Below are 22,807 nucleotides of genomic sequence, written 5' to 3'. Positions count from 1 at the left end.
CGCATCGATTTAGTTTGTTTGCGCCTTATCAAGGTTCAAGTCCGCCAGCATGCGCGCGCACGCATCTTCATGCGCGCTGATTTCCGCCAGCGCCATTTCGATATCGATGCGCTGCTGCTCCAGGGTCTGCCGGTGCTGCGCCAGCACGCCCAGGAAGCGGTCCATCTGCGCGCGCGTGTCCTTCGGCGACTCGTACATGTCGACCAGGCTCTTGATCTCCGACAACGCCAGGCCCAGGCGCTTGCCGCGCAGGGTCAGTTTCAAGCGGGTGCGGTCGCGCGGCGTGTAGACGCGGCTGCGTCCGCCAGCGCCTTCGCGTTTCGGGCTGAGCAAGCCCTGGTCTTCATAGAAACGGATGGCGCGCGCCGTGATGTCGAATTCCCGCGCCAGTTCGGTAATCGTATAGGTCGTCATGGATGCGGGCGGTATCGGTTGCATGGGTGGTCGGTCACTGGATGGGTGTGGATGGGTGCTGCGAGGCAATGGGTGGCAAGGTGCCGTTTACGTCAACGTCAATACTATTGTAGCGTGCCCTGCCCGTGCTGCAACAAAGAAAAGAGAGGGCGTGAACGGGAGAATTTGGCGAATCAGACAACAATTACTGAAAATAAATTGATTCTTCTTGCACAAACGCGCTTAAGATCGAGAGTTGGTGGCCAAGATGACACCAAAAAGAGCTTTCCTGGCATAACGGCGACATTCTTTTCGCTGCGATGGCAGTAAAATTTTTAGGCGCAGACTCTTTCCAATAGGCACGATCGAAAAACAACGTTTCACTATGAGCACGTTGTTCATGTCGTTTCTATATTGGAAACAAAATGGCCCTTCTGAAAACTTTGTCTACAAGAAATTGTATGACATCGGCATTGCATGTATCGGTAGAGGAGGGCATTATCCGATACCGTACGTTGTAATGCCAAACCGAGGCTTTGAATCGTGCTGCAGTGCGAAAATCAAGGCTAACCGCGAATTTGAACCGAAGCCACGCAGAATCGCAAGAGAAAATTCGGCCCACTTTTTGACCTGAAAAGCCCGGCTTGAGTGTTAATTGTTAATTGATACTCTTTTCAAATGTAACAATCTGTATGGTCATTCAAGAAACTGACTTTCATGTTACAACATGAAATAGTACACCTATGAATTCTTCTAACGAACGCGAAAGCTTCAGCCAGCGACTTCAGTTGGCTCTCAAAAACGCCCATTATTCTCCAGACAGCCCGACCAGACTGGCCCGGGAATTCAATATCCGTTTCGACGGGCGCCCGATTACCGTGCATGCAGCTAGGAAATGGTTAGTAGGTGAAGCAATTCCGACGCAAGAGAAATTGCGCATGATTGCCCAATGGTTGGGCGTTCCGGCGGAATGGTTGCGTTTTGGCGGCCCGGAAAGCGCCACGCCGAATGGCGAAGCGGGCAGCGCTTTGTCGCGTTTTGAGTCCGCTGATGTGAAATTGATTGCCGATTTGCAAAGATTGGATGAACATCATCGTCAAATCGCGCGAGAATTTATTCGCATGCTGGTACGAGTCAACTACCAAAAGTAAGCATCCAGGCCATCCCCGGCCAGCGCCGTCCGCCTTTCGCTGGCGGTGCTCCCCCTGTCCTTTTATTTGCGCAAGGTCATACTGGAGACATGATTTTGCCGCACAATAAGACCTCGCATGTTGCGCTGCAGCGGAATTATTTGACAATAATCCTGCGTGCGGCGGCGCAGCGGCCAATACCAGCGCATAATCACATCAGAAGCAGCCAGTTCATCCACTACGGAGCCGAGCATTTGAGCCGTCTTATGAAAAGTAACTACAGCAATACCGCGCAGCTGAAGGACTTGATGACCGTGCCCCCCATGACTGCCGCGCAACATGCGGAAGTGATGCGCAAACGGATCGCCCACCGCAGGATGGTTGAAGAAGCCAGGGATTTGAAGCAGGCAAGTGCCACGCAGTTCGAAAAACGCTGAACGGTGGATGCCTGACCAAAGCTACTGCGCGTCGGCATAGGCGGCCTGCGATGCTCACCGTACTAGAGTACGGTTGCGCTTCTCGACCACCTCTTCCTTCCGCTCGCTACGCTTTTGTCAGGCATCGTGACGTGCGTAGTTGGTGATGTAGCCTGTTAGTTTGTTGCTGGCTGGTCTGGCGTTTTCAAACCATTCCACCGCGGCGCCAGGGCGTGCTCGATGCCGAGCAGGTCGATGACGCGCGCCACCGTATGGTCGACCATCTCCGCGATGCTCTGCGGGTGGTGATAAAAGCTCGGTAAGGGCGGGAAGATGATGCCGCCCATTTCCGTCACGGCCGTCATATTGCGCAGGTGCGCCAGGTTGAACGGCGTTTCGCGCACCATCAGGATCAGGCGGCGGCGCTCCTTGAGCACGACATCGGCTGCCCGCGTGATCAAATTATCCGACAAGCCATGCGCGACGGCCGCCAGCGTCTTCATCGAGCACGGTGCGACGACCATGCCATCCGATTGAAACGAGCCGCTGGCGATAGAGGCGCCGATGTCGCGCAGCTTGTGCACCACGTGCGCCTGCGCTTCGATTTCCTTGCGCCCCACGCCTGTTTCCTGGTGCAGGGTCAATACGGCCGCATCCGACAAGACCAGATGCGTTTCGACGCCGGGAGTGGCGCCCAGCAATTGCAGCAGCCGCAAGCCATACACGGCGCCCGTGGCGCCCGTGATGGCCACGACGATACGGCGCGGCCGCTGCGTTTGGCTATCAGGCATCCAGCAGGGACTTCAGTTCGCCCGATTCAAACATTTCATTCATGATATCGGAACCACCGATGAACTCGCCTTTGACATACAGCTGTGGAATGGTTGGCCAGTTCGAGTAATCCTTGATGCCCTGGCGAACTTCCGGGTCATCCAGCACGTTGACAGTGGCGATGTTTTCCACGCCGCACGCTTTCAGGATCTGGATGGCGCGGCCGGAAAAGCCGCACTGCGGGAACTGGGCGGTGCCCTTCATGAACAGCACGACTGGCGTGTTCGTCACGGTTTCTTTGATCCAGGTTTGTACGTCGCTCATAGCTGCCTCTGATGGGTAAATAAATAGATGCCGTCATTTTATAAGAAAACGCCGGCACGGGTATGCGCTCAAGTCATAAATTGGGCAAGTCAGCCACGTTGACGCTTATAAGGTCTTGCCCAGGCAGGTCGATTGTGCCGCACCCACGTATTTGCCCCAGGCAATGATGGGTGCATAGCCGTGTTTCGCATAAAACGCCACGGCGCGGGTATTCGCCACGCGGGTGGACAGGTGCAGGGCCTGGTAGCCGTGCCGGCGCGCCTGCGCCTCCACATGGGCCAGCAGGGCCGCGCCCACGCCAGCGGAACCCGGGCGCGCATACATACGCTTGAGTTCGCCTATGGCGCTGTCCGCTTCGTCCAGCGGACGCAGGGCGGCGCAGCCCAGCAGTTCTCCAGCCGCATCGCGGGCCAGGTAAAAGCCGCCGCGCGGCGTTGCCGCTTCGACATCGAAGGAAGAACGGCCACTGTCGCCATTGATGCGCAGCAGCGCGTCCGACAACGCGTCGAGCAGCAGCTGCGCCTCCACGCTGGCGGCGTCCACCGCCAGGATGACGAAATCATGCCTGGCGGCCATGGACTTAGCCGCGCAGCTTGGCGAACGCGGCAGCCATGCTGCCGGCAGGCTCGGGCGCGTTGCGCGATTGCGACTGATGCTGCGCCATGCTGCGGCGGTCGTTGCGGTCGCCACGTTGCTCGGGCTTGCTGCCCGCTTGCGGCGCACTGTCCGTCAAACGCATGGTCAGCGCGATGCGCTTGCGCTTTTCATCGACTTCCAGCACTTTCACGCGCACGACCTGGCCAGCCTTGACCACCGTGTGCGGATCTTTCACGAACGTGTTCGACAGGGCCGAGATGTGCACGAGGCCATCCTGGTGCACGCCGATGTCGACAAACGCGCCAAAGGCGGCCACGTTGGTGACCACGCCTTCGAGAATCATGTCCGGGCGCAAGTCGCGGATTTCTTCCACGCCTTCCTTGAAGGTGGCGGTGGTGAACTCCGGACGCGGGTCGCGGCCCGGCTTTTCCAGTTCCTTCAAGATGTCGGAAATGGTCGGCACGCCAAACGTTTCATCCGCGTACTTTGCCGGGCTCAAGGTTTTCAGCAAGGCCGTTTCGCCGATGACGGCCTTGATATCCTTCTTGATGTCCGCCAGGATTTTTTCCACCAGCGGGTACGATTCCGGGTGGACGGCCGAGGCGTCCAGCGGATTCTCACCGCCCATCACGCGCAGGAAGCCGGCTGCCTGCTCATACGTTTTATCGCCCAGGCGCGGCACGGCTTTCAAGGCTGCGCGCGAAGTGAATGCGCCCTTCATGTCGCGGTAGGTGACGATGCTTTGCGCCACGCTGGCCGACAGGCCGGACACGCGCGCCAGCAGGGGCGCCGACGCCGTATTGACGTCCACGCCGACGGCATTCACGCAATCTTCCACCACGGCATCGAGCGAGCGAGCCAGCTGGCTTTGGCTCACGTCATGCTGGTACTGGCCCACGCCGATTGATTTCGGGTCAATCTTGACCAGTTCGGCCAGCGGGTCTTGCAGGCGGCGCGCGATCGACACGGCACCGCGCAGCGACACATCCATGTCCGGCAATTCTTTCGAGGCGAATTCGGACGCCGAATACACCGACGCGCCCGCTTCCGAGACGACGATCTTCGTCATCTTCGCTTCCGGATGCTGCTTGATCAAGTCCTGCGCCAGTTTATCGGTCTCGCGCGAGGCCGTGCCGTTGCCAATCGAAATCAAGGACACATTGTGCTTGGCGGCCAGGCGGCCCAGGGTATGCAGCGAGCCGTCCCAGTCGTTCTTCGGCTGGTGCGGGTAGATCACGGCCGTGTCGACGACTTTACCGGTGGCATCGACGACAGCGACCTTGACGCCTGTGCGCAAGCCCGGATCGAGACCCATGGTGGCGCGCTGGCCAGCCGGCGCGGCCAGCAGCAGCGCCTTCAGATTGGTGGCAAACACATTGATCGCATCGAGTTCCGAGCGTTCGCGCAGCGCGCCCATCAGTTCCGTTTCCAAGTGCATGAAGCTTTTCACGCGCCAAGTCCAGCGCGCCGTGTCCGCCAGCCACTTGTCGGCCGGGCGGCCTTGTTGCTTGATGCCGAAACGGGCGGCGATGCGGCCTTCGCACGGATTGTGCGGCGCATCCCATTTCGGTTTTTCCGCTTCCGTATCCAGGCGCAGGGTGACGTCGAGGATGCCTTCGCGGCGGCCGCGCAACAGCGCCAGCGCGCGGTGCGAAGGGACGGTCGAGATGGTTTCCGAGTAATCGAAGTAATCGGCGAATTTTTCGCCTTCGTCCTGCTTGCCTTCCACCACTTTCGATTCGACGATGCCGTGTTCCTGCACGTATTCGCGCAAGGTTTGCAGCAGGGTCGCATCTTCGGCGAAACGTTCCATCAAAATCTGGCGCGCGCCGTCGAGGGCCGCCTTGGTGTCAAGCACGCCCGGGTTATTGCCGTCGGCACTCGTAAACGCGTCGCGCAGGAACTTGCCCGCTTCCGTTTCCGGCGTCAGTTCCGGGTTCTCCAGCAAGCCGTCGGCCAGCGGCATCAGGCCCGCTTCGATGGCGATCTGCGCCTTCGTGCGGCGCTTCTGTTTGTACGGCAAATACAAATCTTCCAGGCGCGTCTTGTCTTCCGCGTGCATGACGGCGTCGAGCAACTCGGGTGTCATCTTGTTCTGTTCCGTGATCGACGCCACGATGGCGGCGCGCCGCTCTTCCAGTTCGCGCAGATAGCGCAAGCGCTCTTCGAGCAGGCGCAGCTGGATATCGTCGAGGCCGCCGGTCGCTTCCTTGCGGTAACGGGCGATGAAGGGCACGGTGGCGCCTTCGTCGAGCAGTTCGATGGCGGCGGCAACTTGCACCGGTTTGGCGGCAAGTTCAAGGGCAAGGCGTTGTTCGATAGTGGGCAGCATGGTTGTTTCCAGAGCGATCAAGCCTGGAATGATACGCAATCGGCGCGATTGCGCAATCTTGACAGCGCAAATGGACTGTGCGTTGACAAGCGGCCTAGCGCGCCGGCAGCAGCGGGCTGGCGGGCGCGGGAGCTGGCGGCCTCTGCGGCGTGACGGACTTGCCAAAGGCATTGCCCATGCGGTGTTCGAGGGCGGCGCGGTTGTACAGGCCCAGCTGGTTCGACGGGCGCTGCATGACCGCTTCCGCGCCGGACAGGGCGGGTGGCTGCCGGTTCATGGTGTTGCTATTCGGCAATAATTTTTCATTCAAGCAAGACATCGACTGCGCGCGCTGGCCACTGACTTCCACCTCCACGCAGCCCTTCTCCGGCGCGGGAGCCTTCACGACAACGGTGTGTTCGTCCGCCTGCGCGGGCAGGGCGGCGCAAGCGAATAAGCAAGCGAATAAAACAGTCAAGAACAGGCGTGCCATGGCGGCTCCCGGAACGGTGGAATCAGCGTCCAGCATAGCAAGGTCATGTGTCGCGGCGATGACACAGGCCGGGGTGCGGGCTGATGCCATGTCATGCAGTTGTCATTTTACGAAGCTACCATCTTGCCATTCTGCTTGATCTATTGCAGTCAAGACACTTCATGAGCAGGACTTTTCGTTGCGTCCCCTGGAAAATGACACTAAGCCACCGCCGCGCCGCAAAGGGCAATGCCCTGTCCGCCTGCTTGCTGATGACATTGATGACATTCATGACATTCGTGCGGCCGGCTGCGGGCGCGGACGGTGCTGACGCCGCCGCGCACGCAACCCTGCGCTTCGACTTGCCCGCCCAGCCGCTCGACGCGGCCCTGGTGGCGTTTGGCGAAGTGACCGGGTATTCCGTGCTCGTCAGCAGCCAGCTGGCGGCCGGCAGGGTGGCCTCGCCCGTGCGCGGCGACTACACGCCTGCCGAAGCGCTGCAGCGTTTGCTGGCGGGCACCCAGCTGGGCGCGCGCTTCAGCGGCAGCAATGCGTTCACCTTGCTGGCGCTGGCCGATGCACCTGTGGCGCCGGCGCCCATGCCGGCCGGAGCTGCCCCCGCCACCGCACCATTGCAAGGCTATGCGGCCATCCTGCAGCGCTCGCTCACGCGCGCCCTGTGCCGTCTGCATCCGGACGCCTTCGGCCGCTACCGCCTGGCCTTTCAGCTGTGGCTCGACGAGCGGGGCAAGGTGCGCGCCGTGCACGTGCTCGAACCGAGCGGCGTGGAACAGCGCGACCGCGCCGTGCTGCAGCGCCTGCGCAGCCTGCTGATCGATGGCGCGCCGCCGGCGGGCTTGCCGCAGCCGCTGACGATCTTACTGACGCCGCGGCCCGATCCCGATGCCGATTGCGCGCCCTACCTTTTGCTTGGGGCGCCCTGACCATGTCGGATTTGCTGAAAGCCACCTTGCGGAAGCTGTTCCTGGAACGCTACGGACAGTTTCGCCGCCATTTGCAGCGCCGCCTGGGCTCGGAAGACCTGGCCAATGACGCGCTGCATGAAACGTATTTGCGGGTGGAGCGGATGACGGCGCCCGAGGCGATCAGCTACCCGTCCGCCTACCTGATGCGCATCGCCATCAACATTGCGGAAGATCAGCGCCGCGACAATGCGCGCCTGCTCAGCCTGCCCGATATCGACGATCTGTACGAGATGGCCGATGAGCTGGCCGACCCGGCCCGCACCTTCAGCGCGCGCGCCGAACTCGAGGAATTGGAACGGGCCTTGCAGGAGTTGCCGAAACGCCGGCGCGCCATCGTCATCGCCGCCCGCGTCGACCAGTTGCCCCACCGCGACATCGCCGAGCGCTTTGGTATTTCCGCCCGCACCGTGGAGAAGGAATTGCGCGCGGGACTCGAACATTGCTGCGAACGCATGGGACGCGATTTCATCCAGCGCTTCGGTCCCGGCGCGGGAAAAACGTCTAAACATCATGATTGAACAAACGGAAGACGACATGGGTGTCATCCAGAAGGAAGCGCAGGCGTGGGTCGTGCGCCTGGCCTCGGGCCAGGTCAGCGAGCGCGACGCGCAAGTGTTCCGTCACTGGTGCGCGCGCAGCCGCAGGCATGCGACGGCCTTTGCCGAGGCGCGCGCCGTGTGGGGCGCCATGGCGCCGGCCGCGCGCGCCGTCAAGCGGGCGCAGGCGCCTGTCAACGTGGCTCGGCGCGCCTGGCTCGGCGGCGCCGTCGCTGCCTCGCTGGGCTTGCTGGTATTGCGCCCGCCCACGGACCTGTGGCCGGCCGTGGCGGGTCTGGCCGCCGACTATGCCACGGGCACGGGCGAGCAGCGTGAAGTGGCGCTCGATGGCGGCGTGCTGGTGCAGATGAATACGCAGACGCGGCTCGATGCGGCGCCCGTGCAGGACGGCGCCGCGTCGCTGGTGCTGCTGGCGGGCGAGGCGGAGTTCCAGGCCGGCTTGCGCGGCGCGGCCAGCGTGCGCGTGCAGGCGGGCGACGGCACCGTGTCGGCCGGCAGCGCGCGTTTCAATATCCGCCTGTTCGGCCAGGAAGTGTGCGTGACGTGTCTGGCGGGCCGCCTGCGCGTGGCGCAGGCCGGCAACGATGCGGAACTGGCCGCCGGCCAGCAGCTGCGTTACCGGCCCGAGCATTTCGGCATCGCCCGCGCCGTGGCCAGGGGCGACGTCAGCGCGTGGCGCCAGCGCCTGCTGGTCTTCAAACAAAGCACCCTGGCCGAGGTGGTGGACGAGGTGAACCGCTACCGTCCCGGCAAGCTGATCCTTAATGGCGACACATTGAAACACACGCGTGTGCAAGCGAGCTTTTCGCTCGACCGCCTCGACGACGTGATCGCCCTGATCCAGGACGCGTATGGCGCACGCGTGACGCGTTTGCCTGGCGGTATCGTGCTGTTTGGTTGAGCGCAAAGGCCTGGCGCCAATTATGACATTTTCATGACCTTTTGCAGTCCCGGACCTTGTTCCCTGTCAATGCTGCTGGAAGCCGCGAATCAGTGCCTGCCGCCCGCCCCGTGCGTGCCGCGCGCCGCCTCGCGATATCGGTCAGCAACGGAACATGAAAAGGGAATGTCGCCATGCAGCGAAGCAAGTCGGTCACGAAACACGCATCCTCCTCCGCCATGGCGGGCAGCCACAACGGGCGCCCGGTGCGCTTGAAACCGCTGGCGCTGGCCATCGCCATGCTGCTGCAGGCGGGCGGCGCGCAGGCGCAGCAGCCGTTCAGCGGCGCCTGGTTCGCGGGCAAGGGCGCGCAGCAGGGCACGGCGGCCGCCACGGGACGCTTGCCGAATGGCCAGCCGGCCACAGCGCTGAACAATCCTTTGCTGCAGCAGCAAAAGGCCGAAGGCAAGCTGCAGCAATCGCTGAACAATCTTTTGCTGGCCGCGCGCGGCATCGCCGCCGAACAGGCGGTGCAGGCGGCCGCGCGCCAGGCGGCGCTGGCGGCCGGTGGCGCGCCCGATGGCCTCGTCAAGGGCGGCTTGCAGGTCGACAGCAACAGCCTGACGGCGGGCTGGCTCAACGCCCAGGGCCCCGTGCAGAGCCAGGCCGACGGCAAGACCGTCGTGAAGGTCGTGCAGACGGACGACAAGGCCATCCTGAACTGGGAAAGTTTTAACGTCGGCAAGAACACCACCTTGCAGTTCGACCAGAAATCGCACTGGTCCGTGTTGAACCGCGTCAACGATCCGCTGGCGCGCCCCAGCCAGATCCAGGGCCAGATCAAGGCCGATGGCACGGTGATGATCGTCAACCGCAACGGCATCGTATTTACGGGCAGCAGCCAGGTCGATACGCGCAGCCTGGCGGCGGCCGCCATGGGCATGAGCGACAGCCAGTTCAAGAGCGGCTTGTACGGCAAGGCGCAGGGCACGGGCGCCGTGCCGACCTTCGCGAATGATTTGTTGCTGGACCAGAATATCTTTACGCATGCGGCGGCCGAGGCGGACGTCGTCGTCGCCGCCGGCGCGCGCATCGACACGCGCAAGCCGCAGACGGTGACGGAAGGCGGCGGCTACGTGCTGCTGGCCGGCCGCGCCGTCGAGAATGCGGGCGCCATCACCACGCCGAACGGCCAGACCACCCTGGCGGCCGGCGATGCCATCGTCGTGCGCCAGGGCATGGGCACGGACAAGAACCAGTATTCGAGCACGCGCGGCAATGAAGTCGAGATGCTGCGCGTGGCCGACAGCGGCGCCGGCAGCGTCGTCAACAATGGCCTGATCCAGGCGGCCACGGGCGACATCACGCTCAGCGGCAATAGCGTGCGCCAGGATGGCGTGCTGTTGTCGAGCACGACCGTCAATGGCCGCGGCACGATCCACCTGGCGGCGGCGGGCGAGAATGCCGGCGTGACCCTGGCGCGCGGCAGCGTCAGCGCCATTGTCATCGATGACAACGGCGCCACGGCGCTCGACGTGCAGCGCGACACCTTGCTGAAAGATACGGGCAAGGGCACGGACACGCCGCAGGATCGGCGCGACCAGTCGCTGGTGCGCATTGTTTCCGCCGGCAACATCGAGTTCGAAGGCGATTCGCTGACCCTGGCCACGGGTGGCCAGGTGCTGGCCGATGCGGCCCGCCGCAGCCACGTGGCGCGCGGCGCCGCCATCGACGTGTCCGGCGCCGTCGGCGTGAAGGTCGACATGAGCAGCAACAATGTGCTGATCAACGTGCAGGGCAACGAACAGCGCGACGCACCGGGCAGCCGCGACGCCAAATACCTGAACAACAGCGACGTGTGGGTCGACCGCCGCGACCTGGTGCTGGTGCCGGCCGGCACCAACGGCTACGCCACGGACCGCTGGTACACGGCGGGCGGCTTGCTGGAAGTGAGCGGCTACCTCAATACCAGTGGCCATGGCATCGGCGAATGGGCGGCCCAGGGCGGCACCGTCGGCTTTGGCGGCGGCGAAGTGGTGACGCAGGCCGGTTCGCGCATCAACATCGCCGGCGGTTCGCTCGACGTGCAGACGGGTATGGTCAAGCAGACCTGGCTGAAGGGCGCCGATGGCGCGATGTACAAGCTCAGCACGGCCCCTGGCGACAATCTGTACACGGGCTTGTACCGCGGCTATGAAAGCACGCATGCGCGCTGGGGCGCGAACACGACGGAAACCCATGCGAATGCCTTGATCGGTCCGCGCGAGCGCCTGGAAAACGGCTACACGGTGGGCCGCGATGCGGGACGCCTGATCGTTTCCACGGGCGCCGCCGTGCTGGAAGGTGATATCGACACGTCCGTATTCCAGGGCGAGCGCCAGCAGCGCAAGCGCGATGACGGCGTCGATAGCTACAAGCAGGCGCAGACGTCGGCCGCGCGCGCCGGTCAATTGATCGTCGGCAAAATGACGCCCGTCTTCGATACGAAGGCGGGCCAGCTGCGCGACAGCCCGCAAGCCGTGCTGGAAAACGTCGAGATCGGCAAGGTGGCGCCCGTCGCCGATGGCCAGCTGCTCAGTGAAGCCTTGCCGGCCGCGCGCAGCAAGACCTTGCAGCTCGATGCCGACTGGCTCAATGGGCTGGAACTGGGGGCCCTGAATATCTACGCCTACGACAAGCTCGACGTCAACGCGGACGTGCGCGTGGCCGATGGCGGCGACATCGCCCTGCACGCCACCGACGTGGCCATCAAGGCGAACGTGAGCGCGCGCAGCGGCAGCATCGCCGCCGGTGACATCATCTCGCGCTACCTGGCGAACGCGGGCGCCGTGTGGGTGGAAGGGACCGTGTCGCCGGAAGGGCGCGCCACGGGCCCGGCCGGCGTGCGCGTGGCGCCGGGCGTGCGTCTCGATACGCGGGGCCTGTGGAGCAACCTGGAACTGGACCCGGGCGCGGTCGCCGGCCTGCCGTACGTGAATGGCGGCAAGGTCACGGTGAAGAGTTCGGGCGGCATCGAGCTGGCCGGCGGCAGCGTCATCGACGTTTCATCGGGCGCGGCTTTGATGAGCAATGGCAGCCTGCAGGGCGGGCGCGGCGGCGACATCGCCCTGGCCGTCGACTTGCCGCGCGAAAAAACGCCGACGGGCGCCTTGCTCAAGCTTGACGGCGAGTTGCGCGGCCACGGCGTGAAGGGCGGCGGACGCCTGACGATCGACAGCGGCACGGCCGTCAGCATCGGCGGCAAGCTGCAGGACGGCGACGTGCTGCCAGGAGGAAGCAGCGCTCCCGTCGGCCTGCGCCTGGCCGATGAATTTTTGATTGCCAAGGGCGAGAAGATTCCCTTCGATTTCGCGCTCAGCACCAGCGTGATCAAGCCGGGCCAGACCTTGAGCATGCCCGTGACGGTGGACGTGTCGGCGCAGAAACCGTTGGTGCTGGAGAGTGATTTGCTGGTGCCGCCGGGCGCGAGCTTCTTCATCGACGGCACGACGTATGTCTGGGGCGGTTCCATCGTTCCCGCAGGCAGCGTGGTGACGGCCATCAATGGCCTCGCTACAGGCTTCGAGGTTTCGGCGGCGGCTTTTCCGAATGGCTTGCCCATCGTGCCGATGACGACCCAGTATGCGGCCGGCAGCATCGCCGCCGACGACGTGCGCGCGCCACGCGGCGCGCTGCTGCCGACCGGCACCATGCTGGGGCGCGACGTTGCCGTCCAGCCCATGCTGGCGCTGGACGCCAGCCTGTTCCAGAGCGGCTTTGCCGACTACGCCGTCACGGGCCGCGACGGCGTCGTGGTGGTCAAGGATGCGCGGATCGATGTGAAGATGCCCGTGCTGCGCTTCAATCCCGCCACCGGCCACACGGTGGCGAGCGGTACCGATCCTGGCGCCGCGCTGGAAGTGTGGACGCCGGAGCTGTACCAGGAAGATGCGCGCAAGGGCCGCTTGACGCAGCGCGCCGGTGCCGACCTGACGCTGACGGCCGGCAGCCCGTACGTGAAGGGCGCCCTGGCGGTGGCGCAAGGCGCCGTCGTCACGGTCGATCCTGGCCGCCAGATCAGCATGACGAGCAATGGCCAGGTCAGCATCGACGGCCGCCTTGACGCCTGGGGCGGCAAGATCGCCATCCTGCCCGGCACCTTGGGTACGGGCAGCGATGCCGATGTGCCGAACGGCAAGGGACAAGCCACGTCGATCTGGATCGGCGAACACGCGGTGCTTGACGTCGCCGGCCGCGCCACCGTCGCCACCGACATGCGCGGCGGCCGTTATGGCCGCGCCGACAAGGGCGGCAGCATCGAAATCGGCGCCCGCTACAAGGCCGATGCGGCCAGCGTCGACGCGGCCGACGCCTTTGTCGTCGTGCGCCCGGGCGCCCTGCTCGACGCCAGCGGCGCGCAAGCCACCTTGGACTTGCCGAACCAGGGCGCCGTCAACGTGGCCGGCAGCGGCGGCTTGATTTCGCTCAGTTCGTACAACGGCATCTTTGCCGACGGCACGCTGCGCGCGGTGGCCGGTGGCGCCGGGGCGGCCGGCGGCACCCTGGCGATGGCGCTCGACACGCCCAATTACGGCCAGGTGAACCGCCAGACGCTGGAAGGCGATAGCGTCGACAATGCGGTGCGGGTACCGCGCGAATTCGTGCTGGCGCAAGTGCAGGGCGACAGCGTCTTGCCGGTTGATTTGCGCGCCGGCCAGCAGGATGAGGCTTTGCGCTACGGCAGTGCGCGCCTGGGCGCCGACCGCGTGAAGGCCGGCGGCTTCGATAACCTGGCCATGCATGTGAACGGCATGCTCAGCGTCGATGGCGACGTCAGCCTGGCGCTGGGCCAGAGCCTGCGCCTGAGCGCCAGTTCGCTGGGGCTGGCGCAGCAGCCGCCGCAGACGCCGCCGCCCGATGCGGACGGCCAGGACAATGTGCCTAGCCTTGCCAGCCAGGTGCACCTGGCGGCGCCGTATGTGCGCTTGGGAACGGCCGCGCGCGCGCAGAAAGACAATTACATCGTGCCCAATGCCGTCAAGGGCTCGAAAAACTCGGGCAAGGGGCGCGGCATGCTGGGCGTGCCGCTGGTGGCCGATGGCTCGCTGCTGCAGATCGATGCGGGCATGCTCGATCTCGCGGGCGAGGTCAACATGGGCACGCGCGGCGAGATCGTGCAGAGCAGCGGCACGCCGCTGGCCGTCGAACGCGATGCCTTCGAGCAGCTGACCCTGAACAGCCGCGGCGACTTGCGCATGTCGAACAACGCCGCCCTGTACCAGCCGGGCAACGCGACCCTGGTCGCCGCGCAAATCTACCCGGCCACGGGCGACAGCGGCATGGTCACGGTGGGCCAGAGCAGCCGGGTCGATGAATACGGCAATATCCGCGTCACGCTCGATCCGCTGCGCACGCTCACTGTCGAGCGCAGCGCCGGCAGCGCCACGCCGAATCAGCCGTTTTCCGTGTTCGGCAGCCTGAGCCTGGTAGCGCCCACCATCAATCAGCATGGCGTGCTGCGCGCGCCGCTGGGCCAGATCACCCTGGGGGCCGAAGGCTTTGAAGCCAATACGGGCCATGTCAATCTGTTGCCGGGCAGCCTGACGTCCGTCAGCGCGAAAGGCTTGACGATGCCGTACGGCGGCACGCTCGATGGCCTCAGCTACCTGTATGACGGCAACGACGTCGTGTTCAAGGGCGTGGGCAACGGTCCCGAGATCGCCTTGGTCGGCGCCGCCGTCGACGTGCAAGCCGGCGCCGTGCTCGACCTGTCGGGCGGCGGCACCTTGACGGGCGCGGCCTTCCTGGCCGGACGGGGCGGCTCCACCGATGCGCGCCTCAATCCGCTGGTGCAGATGAAGCCGAATGGCGGCTTTACCTTGCCCGGCCTGAATACCAACCCCGTGTACGCCATCATTCCCGGCGTGCAGCCGGACGTGGCGCCTTTGACGGCCGAGCAGGGCGCGGGCAAGCCGGCCGTGGGACGCCAGATCACCATCGCCGCGGGCGTGCCCGGCCTGGCGGCCGGTACCTACACCTTGCTGCCATCGAATTTCGCTTTGCTGCCGGGCGCCTTCCGCGTGGAATTGAATGGCCTGGCCGGCGCCGTCGAGGCGGGCGGCACGGTGGCCATGCGCAATGGTTCGTACGCGACGGCGGCGCAGACGGGCATCGCCGGCACGGCCATCCGCGACGCCGTGCCGAGCCAGGCCATCCTGACGCCGGCCGACGTGCTGCGTACCTACTCGCAATACAATGAAACGGGCTATGCCGCCTTTGCCGTGGCGCAAGCCACGCGCGACGGCGTGCCGCGCGCCACGCTGGAACGCGACGCCAAGGGCGTGCGGGTGCAACTGATCGCCCCGTCCCTGCACAGCGTCGAAAATAACCACACGCCATTGATGATGGATGGCAGCGCCCTGTACACGCCGGCCGAGGGCGGCTTCGGCGGCTCGCTGCTGCTGGGCACGGGTGGCCATGCGGGTACCCGCTATCAAGTGCTGGCCGACGGCACGGCAGCGCAGGCGGACTTCGATGGCGTCTCCGTGCACGCTTCGCAGATCAACGCCTTCGGCGCCCAGCGCCTGGGCATCGGCGGCTTGCCGCGCGTCACCTACAGCGATTTCGCCACGGGTACCAATCAGCGCGCCAATATCGCCGCCATCAACGAATCGGCGGGCGGCATCGTGCTGCGCGACGGTGCCGTGCTGAAGGCGGCCGAAGTGTTCCTGGTGACCACGAAAACCGACGACGGCATCTTCCTTGAGCAAGGTTCCGGCATCAATACGCTGGGCCGCGGCAAGGCGGCCTGGGATTCGCGCGACGGCTTTGTGTACCAGCCGATGGGCAGCGTGCTGGCCGTCTCGAACGGCTGGCTGGACATGCTGCCGGCCGTGCGCACGCCGTCCGATTCGGGTGGCCCCGGCATCATCGACATCGGTACGTGCGCCAAGGCGGGCGGCGCCTGCGCGGGCACCACCTCGCTGTATTCGGAAGGCACCATCGCCGCCGTCACGGAGCGCGCGTTTACCCTGCGCGACAACGTGCGCTACGGCACGCGCAATCTGGTGCTGGGGATGGGTTCGATCAATATCGGCAGCACAGCCTCGCTGGCCGATGCCAGCGCCCGCGGCGCCCTGCCGGACGGCTTGGCGCTGAACCAGGACGTGCTCGACCGCCTGCTGCGCGGCGATACGAGCACGGGCGCACCGGCACTGGAAAGCCTGGGCTTGACGGCGCGCAATTCCTTCAACTTCTACGATTCGTCGCAGCTGTCGACCATCGATGCGGCGACGGGCAAGTCGTCGCTGTCGCGCCTGGTGCTCAACACGCCCGCCATCTACGGCTATGGCGGCACGGACGCGCTGGCGCGCATCCACACGGACACCCTCGTGTGGCAGGGCGCGACGAATGCGCCCGGCGCCGTCGTTGCCAACGGCCCCGGCACGGGCACCGGCCGCTTGCAGATCGACGCCAAGCGCATCGAGTTCGGCTTCACGCCGGACAGCCGTCCCGATACCATCCACAACCTCGACCGTTTGATACTGGGCTTCGGCCAGGTGGCGCTCAATGCCAGCGAGCAGCTGACCGCCAACAACAAGGGCAGCCTGTCCGTCTACCAGTCGCAAAGCGCGTGGGATACGGCCACCAATGGCTACCGCTACAGCGGCGGCGATCTGCTGATCAACACGCCGCTGCTGACGGGCGCGGCCGGTTCCGTCAACCGCATCACGGCGGGCGGCGACCTCAAGGTGAGCGCGCCGGCCGGCGCGGCCGCCGCCACGCCGACGAACGCGGCGCTGGCTGGTGCCCTGGGCGCGGAAGTGGCGCTGAACGGCAATAGTGTCAGCGTGGATACGTCCGTGGTTCTACCAAGCGGAAAACTGACCCTGTCGGCCGAGCGCGATGTGCTGCTGGGCGACAAGGCCAAGCTGGACCTGGCGGGCCGCAAGATCGATTTCTACGACACCAGCAAGTACAGCTGGGGCGGTGACGTGATCCTCGACAGCCGCGCAGGCGACGTGCGCCAGGCGGCCGCTTCCGTGATCGACCTGTCGGCCGTGAATAACCGCGCCGGCAAGCTGAGCGTGATCGCCACGGGCGACGCAGCGGGTACGGCCGATTTGCGCGGCGCCTTGCTGGGCGGCGCCAGCGGCCATTATGACGCGGGCGGCACTCTCGTGCCGTACGCGGCCGGCGGCGTGGAGGTGCGCGCCCAGCAGATCGGCGACTTCGCCGGCCTGAACCAGCGCCTGAACACGGGCAAGGTGTTTGGCAGCCGCAGCTTCCAGCTCAAGCAGGGCAATTTGACCATCGGCGACGAGGTCAAGGCGCGCGAAGTGAGCGTCTCCGTCGATGGCGGTAGCTTGACGGTGAGCGGCCGCATCGATGCCAGCGGCGAGCAGGTGGGCAGCATCCGCCTGGCCGGCCGCGACGGCGTCACCATCCAGTCCGGCGCCGTGCTCGACGCGCATGGCACGGTGCTGCGCACGGACAGCTACGGGCAAGCGATCGAGGCGCCGAACCGCGCCGTCATCGAACTGGCCGCGCCTGGTGGACGCCTGAGCCTGGAAAATGGCGCGCGGTTCGACTTGCGCAGCGGAGACAAGGGCGGCAACTACGGCAGCATCGACCTGAACGCGCGGCGCCTCGGTGGCGCCACGGGCGACGATATCGACATCGATGCGGCTGGCGCGCTGAACATCGCCGGCGCGCGCACCATCAACGTCAACGCTTTCTGGCAATACAAGGATGCCCCGGCCGGTACCGGCAAGGATGCGGACGGCCGCAGCTACCAGGGCATCAACCAGGCCTATCTGGACGAGAAACACGGGGACAGCCAGCTCTTCATGGCCCACGCGCTGGCCAACGGCAACTTGATGAACAACAAATTGCGCGGCTTGCGCGGCGATGCCAACGCTTTCCACCTGCGCCCTGGCGTCGAGATCGTCAGCGCCACGCCGGGCGGCGACTTGCACATCGATGGCGACATCGACCTGTCCGGCCACCGCTACGACGGCGTCAATCCGCTGGCGCGCCTGAGCGGCGTGTACGGCTCGGGCGAGGCGGGCGCGCTGGTCGTGCGCGCTGGCGGCAAGCTCAGCGTCTTTGGCAGTATCACGGATGGCTTCGATACCCGCACCTTGCCCGTCACGTCGGACGACAAGGGCTGGCAACTGGTGAAGGGCCGCCTGCCATGGGGTGGCGAGGTCGTTGTGCCGCAAGCGGGTCTGGTGACCCTGGCCGAAGACACGTATTTCCAATCGGGCACGAGCGTCAATTTCGCCGTGCCGATGAAGGCCATGCAGCTGCGCGGCGGCACCTTGCTGGCGGCGCGCGCCACCCTGACGGCGGAGTTGAACCTGCCTGCCGGTAGTGTGCTGGGCGGCGCCGTGCGCGATGCCGCCGGCAAGGTGCTGTACGCGGCCGGCACGGTCTTGCCGAAGGCGCTGGCCTTATCGAGCGGCATGCAGCTCGATCCCGGCCTGCGCCTGCCCGGCGCGGCCAGCGTGGCGGCCATGCTGTGGCCGGCGAATGTGGCTTTGCCTTTCCCCGAAGGCAAGCCGCGGGACACGGGCGATAGCGTCAATCCCGTCAACGGCGTGGTGCTGGCGGCGGCGCTGGCGCTGGACAAGGGCAGCGTGCTGCCGGCCGGCACGCTGGTCAAGCTGCCTGGCGACGCGACCATGGTGGCGCTGCGCGCCGAGGATGGCGCGGGCCGCCAGGGCCGCAACCTGGCGCTGGCGCCCATGCTGGCCCAGGGTTCGCAAGCGTGGTCGCTGCGCCTGGTGGGCGGCGCCGATACGGCCGCCGCCGATACGCGCGCGCTGCGCCCGCATGCGAAGGACGCCCATCTGATGCTGGCCGATACGCATTACGGCATGGAGGAACGGACGTCGGTCAAGCCGGGCACGGGCTTGCCAGGCACCTATATTTTCAACGAGTACGCCACCATGTTGGGGTTCCCGGAAGGCGAGGTCGATATCACAATGTGGTTTGGTACCGAAGCGAACATGCTGGAGAGTTATGCGGATCTGGTGACCAAGATTGCCGACGGCACGCCGCCCGAAATGGTGACCAAGGATGAGCCGGCGCGCCAGCTTCTGTTCAGCGTGCTGCGCACGGGCATGGGCGACCTCGATTTGCTCGCCGCCGGCGATTTCGACATGCGTTCGCTGTATGGCGTCTACACGGCGGGCACGCAGTCGGCCTCGCCGCTGGTCGATGGCAAGGATCTGTTCAACCTGCCGCGCGGCCTGAACGCCAAGGGCAAGCTGCTCGGCGCGCTGGGCGACGACAAGTTGACGCGTTTCGTCGATGGCGGCAGCGAGAGCCTGTACCGCGCCTGGTATCCCGAGCACGGCGGCAACCTGCTGCTGCGCGCCCAGGGCGACGTCAAGGGCGACACCGTGGGCACCGCCCTGCAGCGCCGCGAGGATGCCATCGGCACCCTGAGCGCGCAGCAGGATACCAGCGACATCGGCGCCTGGTTGTGGCGCCAGGGCAGCGGCAGCACGGGGGCGGGCGTGCCGACGGCATGGTGGATCAATTTCGGCACCTATGTCGCGCGTCCCGAAGGCGGCGACCTGTTTGCGGGTCTGCCGGTCGTGTCGGGCTTTACGGGCATCGGCACCCTCGGCGGCGGCAATGTGCTGCTGCAGGCGGGCGGCAACGCCGGCATGCTGACCTCGCGCGCCGATCCGGGCGGCGTGTTCGCGCCGCGCAGCCAGGGCCTGAACGTGGCCGTGGGCAGCACGGGCAGGGTGACGCCGGACGGCAAGCTGCTGCTGACGGGCGGTGGCGACCTCGATATCCGCATCGGCGGCGGGCTCAACCCTGTTGCCGAGGTGCGCAGCTTCGATGCCAACAGCGATGCCCCGAATGCCGACACGCGCTTCGAGCGCCAGTATCCGACGCTCAACAGCACCTTCACCAATCTGCGCGGCGCGCTGCGCATGGAGGCGGGCGCCGTGGGCGGCGTCGAACTGCGCTTCGACCGCGCCGATCCGAAGGAATCGCGGCCGTATGAAACCTATGCGGCGGGCACGGCCATTGCCAGCGGCGGGCCCATCCTCGTGCCGGGCGACAGCGGCGTGCGCATCGATGCGCGCGGCGACCTGGTGCTGGGCGGTACGGCCGATGCGGGCCGCGTCAAGCAGTTGGGCAATGGTTCGCCGTTCAACTACCAGGGCGTCGAGCGCCAGGGCGAGGGCTGGAGCTGGTTCTCGCTGTGGACGCCAGCCACCGCCATCGATCTGTTCAGCGCGGGCGGCAATCTGACGCCGACGTCCGCCTGGATACAATCGGACATGGGCGATAACCACGCGCCAACGGATGCACGTTTCGTCATGCCATCCGTGTTGCGCGCCGTGGCCGCCAGCGGCAGCTTGTATTACGGCAATGCCAGCCTGGGCAGGCTGGGCGAGGGCGGCAAGGTCGACATGCCGCAAAACGGCGTGATCCTGGCGCCGTCGCCGGTGGCGCCGCAATTTGTCAAGACGGGCACGGGCCAGCTGGAAATGCTGGCGGCCGACTCCATCCATGCGGCCGGCTATCCGATCACCGCATCGGGCGCCGATCCGCGCCTGTTGCCAAGTCCATTCAACCCGGGCTTCGTCGGCGCCCTGGACCCGGTCTGGTTCGGCCTGCTGCCCTTGCATAACGTCAGCGCCAACGGGCTGGCGCCCGGCGCGCTGAAATGGTTCGGTTCGTCGTCGAATGGCGCAAGCGATGCCTCGCAGCAACTGTATCCGCTGTTCAGCATGACGGCGCCGACGGTGTCGGATTACGTGCCGGTGGGTCAGCAGCCCGCGCATTTCTATGCCAACAGCGGCGACATCGTTGGCTTGCGCACGGGCGGCATCGTGTACCGGGGAACACTGAAGGGCGAAACGGGTCCGCTGGGCGTGTGGTACGAAGGCGGCGGCGCCGTGGCCGTGCGGGCCGGACGCGACATCGTCAATTCCGGCACGCCGCTCGGCAGCGTCGAAGGCGTGCCGGAAGGCGCGGCCGGATGGACCAGCCAGGGCTTTGTCGGCCGGCCCGATTTTCCGGACAAGCCGGTGGTCTCCGGCGTCTCGTCCGCGCGCGGCAATCTGTTCGTGCACCGCCATGCCGACGACGTTTCCGTCGTCAGCGCCGGGCGCGACATCCGCTACAGCACCTTCTATGTGGCGGGACCGGGCCAGCTGAACGTGAGCGCCGGGCGCGACCTGTACATGGCCGACAAGGCGGAATTGCGCAGCATCGGCTCCATCATCAGCACCGGCCCCGGCGAGCGCGGCAATGGCGCCGGCATCAGCGTGGCGGCCGGCGTGGGCCGCAATGGTCCCGACTATGCGGCTTTCGCGGCGCGCTACCTGGACCCGGCCAAGCTGGCCGATCCGGCCAAGCCGCTGGCCGACCAGGCCGGCAGCGCCGTGTACGTCTACGGCGGCAAGCTGACCCTGGCCGACTGGCTGCGCGGCCAGTTCGCCTACAGCGGCGACGAGGCGGGCGCGTCCGCCTTCCTCGGCACGAAGCAGGCGGAACTGGAAAAGGCCGGCCAGGCATCGGGCGCCGTGCGGCGCGACCTGGCGCGCGAGTATGCGCAGGTCAGCCAGCTGCACCTGGTGAACTGGCTGACGACGCGCTTTGGCGGCGACAGCGGCCTGGGCATCCGCTACGACCCGGCCACCGATGCGCGCAGCTTCTTTGCCGCCTTGCCGAAGGAACAGCAGCAGGTCTACCTGAGCAATGTCTACTTTGCCGAACTGAAGGCTGCCGGGCGCGAGTACAACGATCCGGACGGCATGCGCCGCGGCAGCTACCTGCGCGGCCGCGAAGCCATCGCCACCCTGTTCCCGGCGCAGGACAAGGCGGGCCAGAAGATCGAGTACCAGGGCGACCTGACGATGTTCAGCAGCGCGCTGTACACGGTCAACGACTACGACGGCGTTTACACGAAGCGGCCGGTCGCGGGCGTGCGCTACCTGAGCCCGCAGGAGTGGGCCGAAGCGGGCCGTCCGACCGTCAATGTGCCGCACGTGATCGTCAACGACGCGGGCATCCACACGGATGTCGGCGGCGATATCGGCATTACGGTGCCGGGCGGAAGGGCGCTGATCGGCGTCGATGGCGGCTATGCGCCGGGCGAAGGCTCGGGCGTGCTGACGCAGGGCGCGGGCGAGATCCAGATGTATGCAAAGGACAGCATCCTGCTGGGCCAGAGCCGCATCTTTACCACCTTCGGCGGCAACATCCTGGCCTGGTCGGCCACGGGCGACATCAATGCGGGCCGCGGCACCAAGTCCACCGTCGTCTACACGCCGCAGCGCCGCAGCTACGACAGCATCGGCCTCGTCAGCCTGTCGCCGAGCACGCCGGCCACGGGCGCCGGCATCGCCACCCTGAACCCGATCCCGGAGGTGCCGCCCGGCGACATCGACCTGATCGCCCCGCTGGGCAGCATCGACGCGGGCGAGGCGGGCATCCGCGTCTCGGGCAACGTCAACCTGGCGGCCTTGCAGGTGATCAATGCGGAAAACGTCCAGGTGCAGGGCAAGTCGGCGGGCCTGCCCGTGATCGCTACCGTGAACGTGGGCGCGCTCAGCAATGCCAGCGCGGCCGCCACGCAAGCCGTCACGGCGGCGCAAGACGTGCTGCAACGGGAACGGGCCGCCACGCGCCAGGCGCAACCGTCGCTGTTCACAGTAAAGGTGCTGGGCTTTGGCAACGAGCAGGCGGACGAAGCCGGTGCCGGCAAGCACCAGGGCGGCGAGCCGCAGGCGTCCAGCTACCAGCCGGCCGGCGTGGTGCAGGTGCTGGGCGCGGGGCCGTTGACGGCGCCGCAGTTGCAGGCGCTCACGCCGAACGAGCGGCGCGGCCTGCAGCCATGAGTTTTATGAACATTTGATGACATTCGGCAGTCGTCGCGCGCGGCGGCTGTCTAGGCATCAGTAGATCAGCATTAACAGAAAAAACGCCGGCCCAGCGCCGCAACACAGGGCAAC

At 65.8% G+C, this 22,807-nt stretch carries 12 protein-coding genes; 6 read left to right on the top strand and 6 right to left on the bottom strand.

Annotation, left to right across the window (positions count from 1 at the left end; translation table 11 throughout):
- Window positions 1-9: 9 nt before the first annotated feature.
- A complete protein-coding gene (locus tag KO538_RS19535; protein ID WP_034753754.1) occupies window positions 10-414 on the bottom strand; it encodes a MerR family DNA-binding transcriptional regulator in 405 nt (134 codons plus the stop codon).
- Between the two features lie 722 nt (window positions 415-1,136).
- On the opposite strand from KO538_RS19535, the gene KO538_RS19530 reads away from it, so the two are divergent.
- Window positions 1,137-1,544 carry a hypothetical protein gene (locus tag KO538_RS19530; protein ID WP_034753756.1) on the top strand — a complete coding sequence of 136 codons (408 nt, stop codon included), beginning with the start codon at window positions 1,137-1,139 and terminating at the stop codon, window positions 1,542-1,544.
- Between the two features lie 89 nt (window positions 1,545-1,633).
- Window positions 1,634-1,960: a hypothetical protein gene (locus tag KO538_RS19525; RefSeq protein WP_034753759.1), complete on the top strand. Its 327-nt coding sequence runs from the start codon at window positions 1,634-1,636 to the stop codon at window positions 1,958-1,960.
- Window positions 1,961-2,115: 155 nt separating this feature from the next.
- Here the strand turns inward: KO538_RS19525 and KO538_RS19520 are convergent, their stop codons facing one another.
- From KO538_RS19520 to KO538_RS19500, 5 genes are all read right to left on the bottom strand, one after another.
- On the bottom strand, window positions 2,116-2,730 hold the full coding sequence (locus tag KO538_RS19520) for a UbiX family flavin prenyltransferase (RefSeq protein ID WP_219329361.1): 615 nt from the start codon (window positions 2,728-2,730) through the stop codon (window positions 2,116-2,118).
- On the bottom strand, window positions 2,723-3,034 hold the full coding sequence (grxD, locus tag KO538_RS19515; protein WP_034753766.1) for a Grx4 family monothiol glutaredoxin: 312 nt from the start codon (window positions 3,032-3,034) through the stop codon (window positions 2,723-2,725). Before grxD ends, KO538_RS19520 begins: the two co-directional genes overlap by 8 nt.
- Before the next feature lie 105 nt (window positions 3,035-3,139).
- Complete coding sequence (locus KO538_RS19510) at window positions 3,140-3,610, bottom strand: GNAT family N-acetyltransferase (RefSeq protein ID WP_034753769.1); 471 nt, start codon at window positions 3,608-3,610, stop codon at window positions 3,140-3,142.
- Between the two features lie 4 nt (window positions 3,611-3,614).
- Entirely contained in the window at window positions 3,615-5,963 is a 2,349-nt protein-coding gene (locus KO538_RS19505) for a Tex family protein (RefSeq protein ID WP_046683175.1), read from the bottom strand.
- Between the two features lie 94 nt (window positions 5,964-6,057).
- Window positions 6,058-6,435 carry a hypothetical protein gene (locus KO538_RS19500; protein ID WP_219329360.1) on the bottom strand — a complete coding sequence of 126 codons (378 nt, stop codon included), beginning with the start codon at window positions 6,433-6,435 and terminating at the stop codon, window positions 6,058-6,060.
- Between the two features lie 260 nt (window positions 6,436-6,695).
- Here KO538_RS19500 and KO538_RS19495 point away from each other — a divergent pair, with 260 nt between their 5' ends.
- From KO538_RS19495 to KO538_RS19480, 4 genes are all read left to right on the top strand, one after another.
- The gene (locus tag KO538_RS19495) at window positions 6,696-7,358 is read left to right on the top strand and encodes a secretin and TonB N-terminal domain-containing protein (protein ID WP_219329359.1); all 663 of its coding nucleotides are present in this window, start codon (window positions 6,696-6,698) and stop codon (window positions 7,356-7,358) included.
- A 2-nt stretch (window positions 7,359-7,360) separates the two neighbouring features.
- The gene (locus KO538_RS19490; protein ID WP_034753775.1) at window positions 7,361-7,918 is read left to right on the top strand and encodes an RNA polymerase sigma factor; all 558 of its coding nucleotides are present in this window, start codon (window positions 7,361-7,363) and stop codon (window positions 7,916-7,918) included.
- Entirely contained in the window at window positions 7,911-8,858 is a 948-nt protein-coding gene (locus KO538_RS19485) for a FecR domain-containing protein (protein ID WP_219329358.1), read from the top strand. The genes KO538_RS19490 and KO538_RS19485 overlap by 8 nt, the downstream gene beginning before the upstream one ends.
- Window positions 8,859-9,031: 173 nt before the next feature.
- Window positions 9,032-22,693: a filamentous haemagglutinin family protein gene (locus tag KO538_RS19480; protein WP_219329357.1), complete on the top strand. Its 13,662-nt coding sequence runs from the start codon at window positions 9,032-9,034 to the stop codon at window positions 22,691-22,693.
- The last annotated feature ends 114 nt before the right edge of the window (window positions 22,694-22,807 follow it).

Origin of the sequence: Janthinobacterium sp. NKUCC08_JDC, assembly GCF_019345575.1 — a bacterium.
Taxonomy (GTDB): Bacteria; Pseudomonadota; Gammaproteobacteria; order Burkholderiales; family Burkholderiaceae_D; genus Janthinobacterium; species Janthinobacterium aestuarii.
This window is presented reverse-complemented; position numbering and strand designations above follow the sequence as displayed.

Bases quoted from the DNA above. Each gene is read 5' to 3' on its own strand.
- KO538_RS19535 (WP_034753754.1), bottom strand. From the start codon at position 414: ATGACGACCTATACGATTACCGAACTGGCGCGGGAATTCGACATCACG.
- KO538_RS19530 (WP_034753756.1), top strand. From the start codon at position 1,137: ATGAATTCTTCTAACGAACGCGAAAGCTTCAGCCAGCGACTTCAGTTG.
- KO538_RS19525 (WP_034753759.1), top strand. From the start codon at position 1,634: ATGATTTTGCCGCACAATAAGACCTCGCATGTTGCGCTGCAGCGGAAT.
- KO538_RS19520 (WP_219329361.1), bottom strand. From the start codon at position 2,730: ATGCCTGATAGCCAAACGCAGCGGCCGCGCCGTATCGTCGTGGCCATC.
- grxD (WP_034753766.1), bottom strand. From the start codon at position 3,034: ATGAGCGACGTACAAACCTGGATCAAAGAAACCGTGACGAACACGCCA.
- KO538_RS19510 (WP_034753769.1), bottom strand. From the start codon at position 3,610: ATGGCCGCCAGGCATGATTTCGTCATCCTGGCGGTGGACGCCGCCAGC.
- KO538_RS19505 (WP_046683175.1), bottom strand. From the start codon at position 5,963: ATGCTGCCCACTATCGAACAACGCCTTGCCCTTGAACTTGCCGCCAAA.
- KO538_RS19500 (WP_219329360.1), bottom strand. From the start codon at position 6,435: ATGGCACGCCTGTTCTTGACTGTTTTATTCGCTTGCTTATTCGCTTGC.
- KO538_RS19495 (WP_219329359.1), top strand. From the start codon at position 6,696: ATGACATTCATGACATTCGTGCGGCCGGCTGCGGGCGCGGACGGTGCT.
- KO538_RS19490 (WP_034753775.1), top strand. From the start codon at position 7,361: ATGTCGGATTTGCTGAAAGCCACCTTGCGGAAGCTGTTCCTGGAACGC.
- KO538_RS19485 (WP_219329358.1), top strand. From the start codon at position 7,911: ATGATTGAACAAACGGAAGACGACATGGGTGTCATCCAGAAGGAAGCG.
- KO538_RS19480 (WP_219329357.1), top strand. From the start codon at position 9,032: ATGCAGCGAAGCAAGTCGGTCACGAAACACGCATCCTCCTCCGCCATG.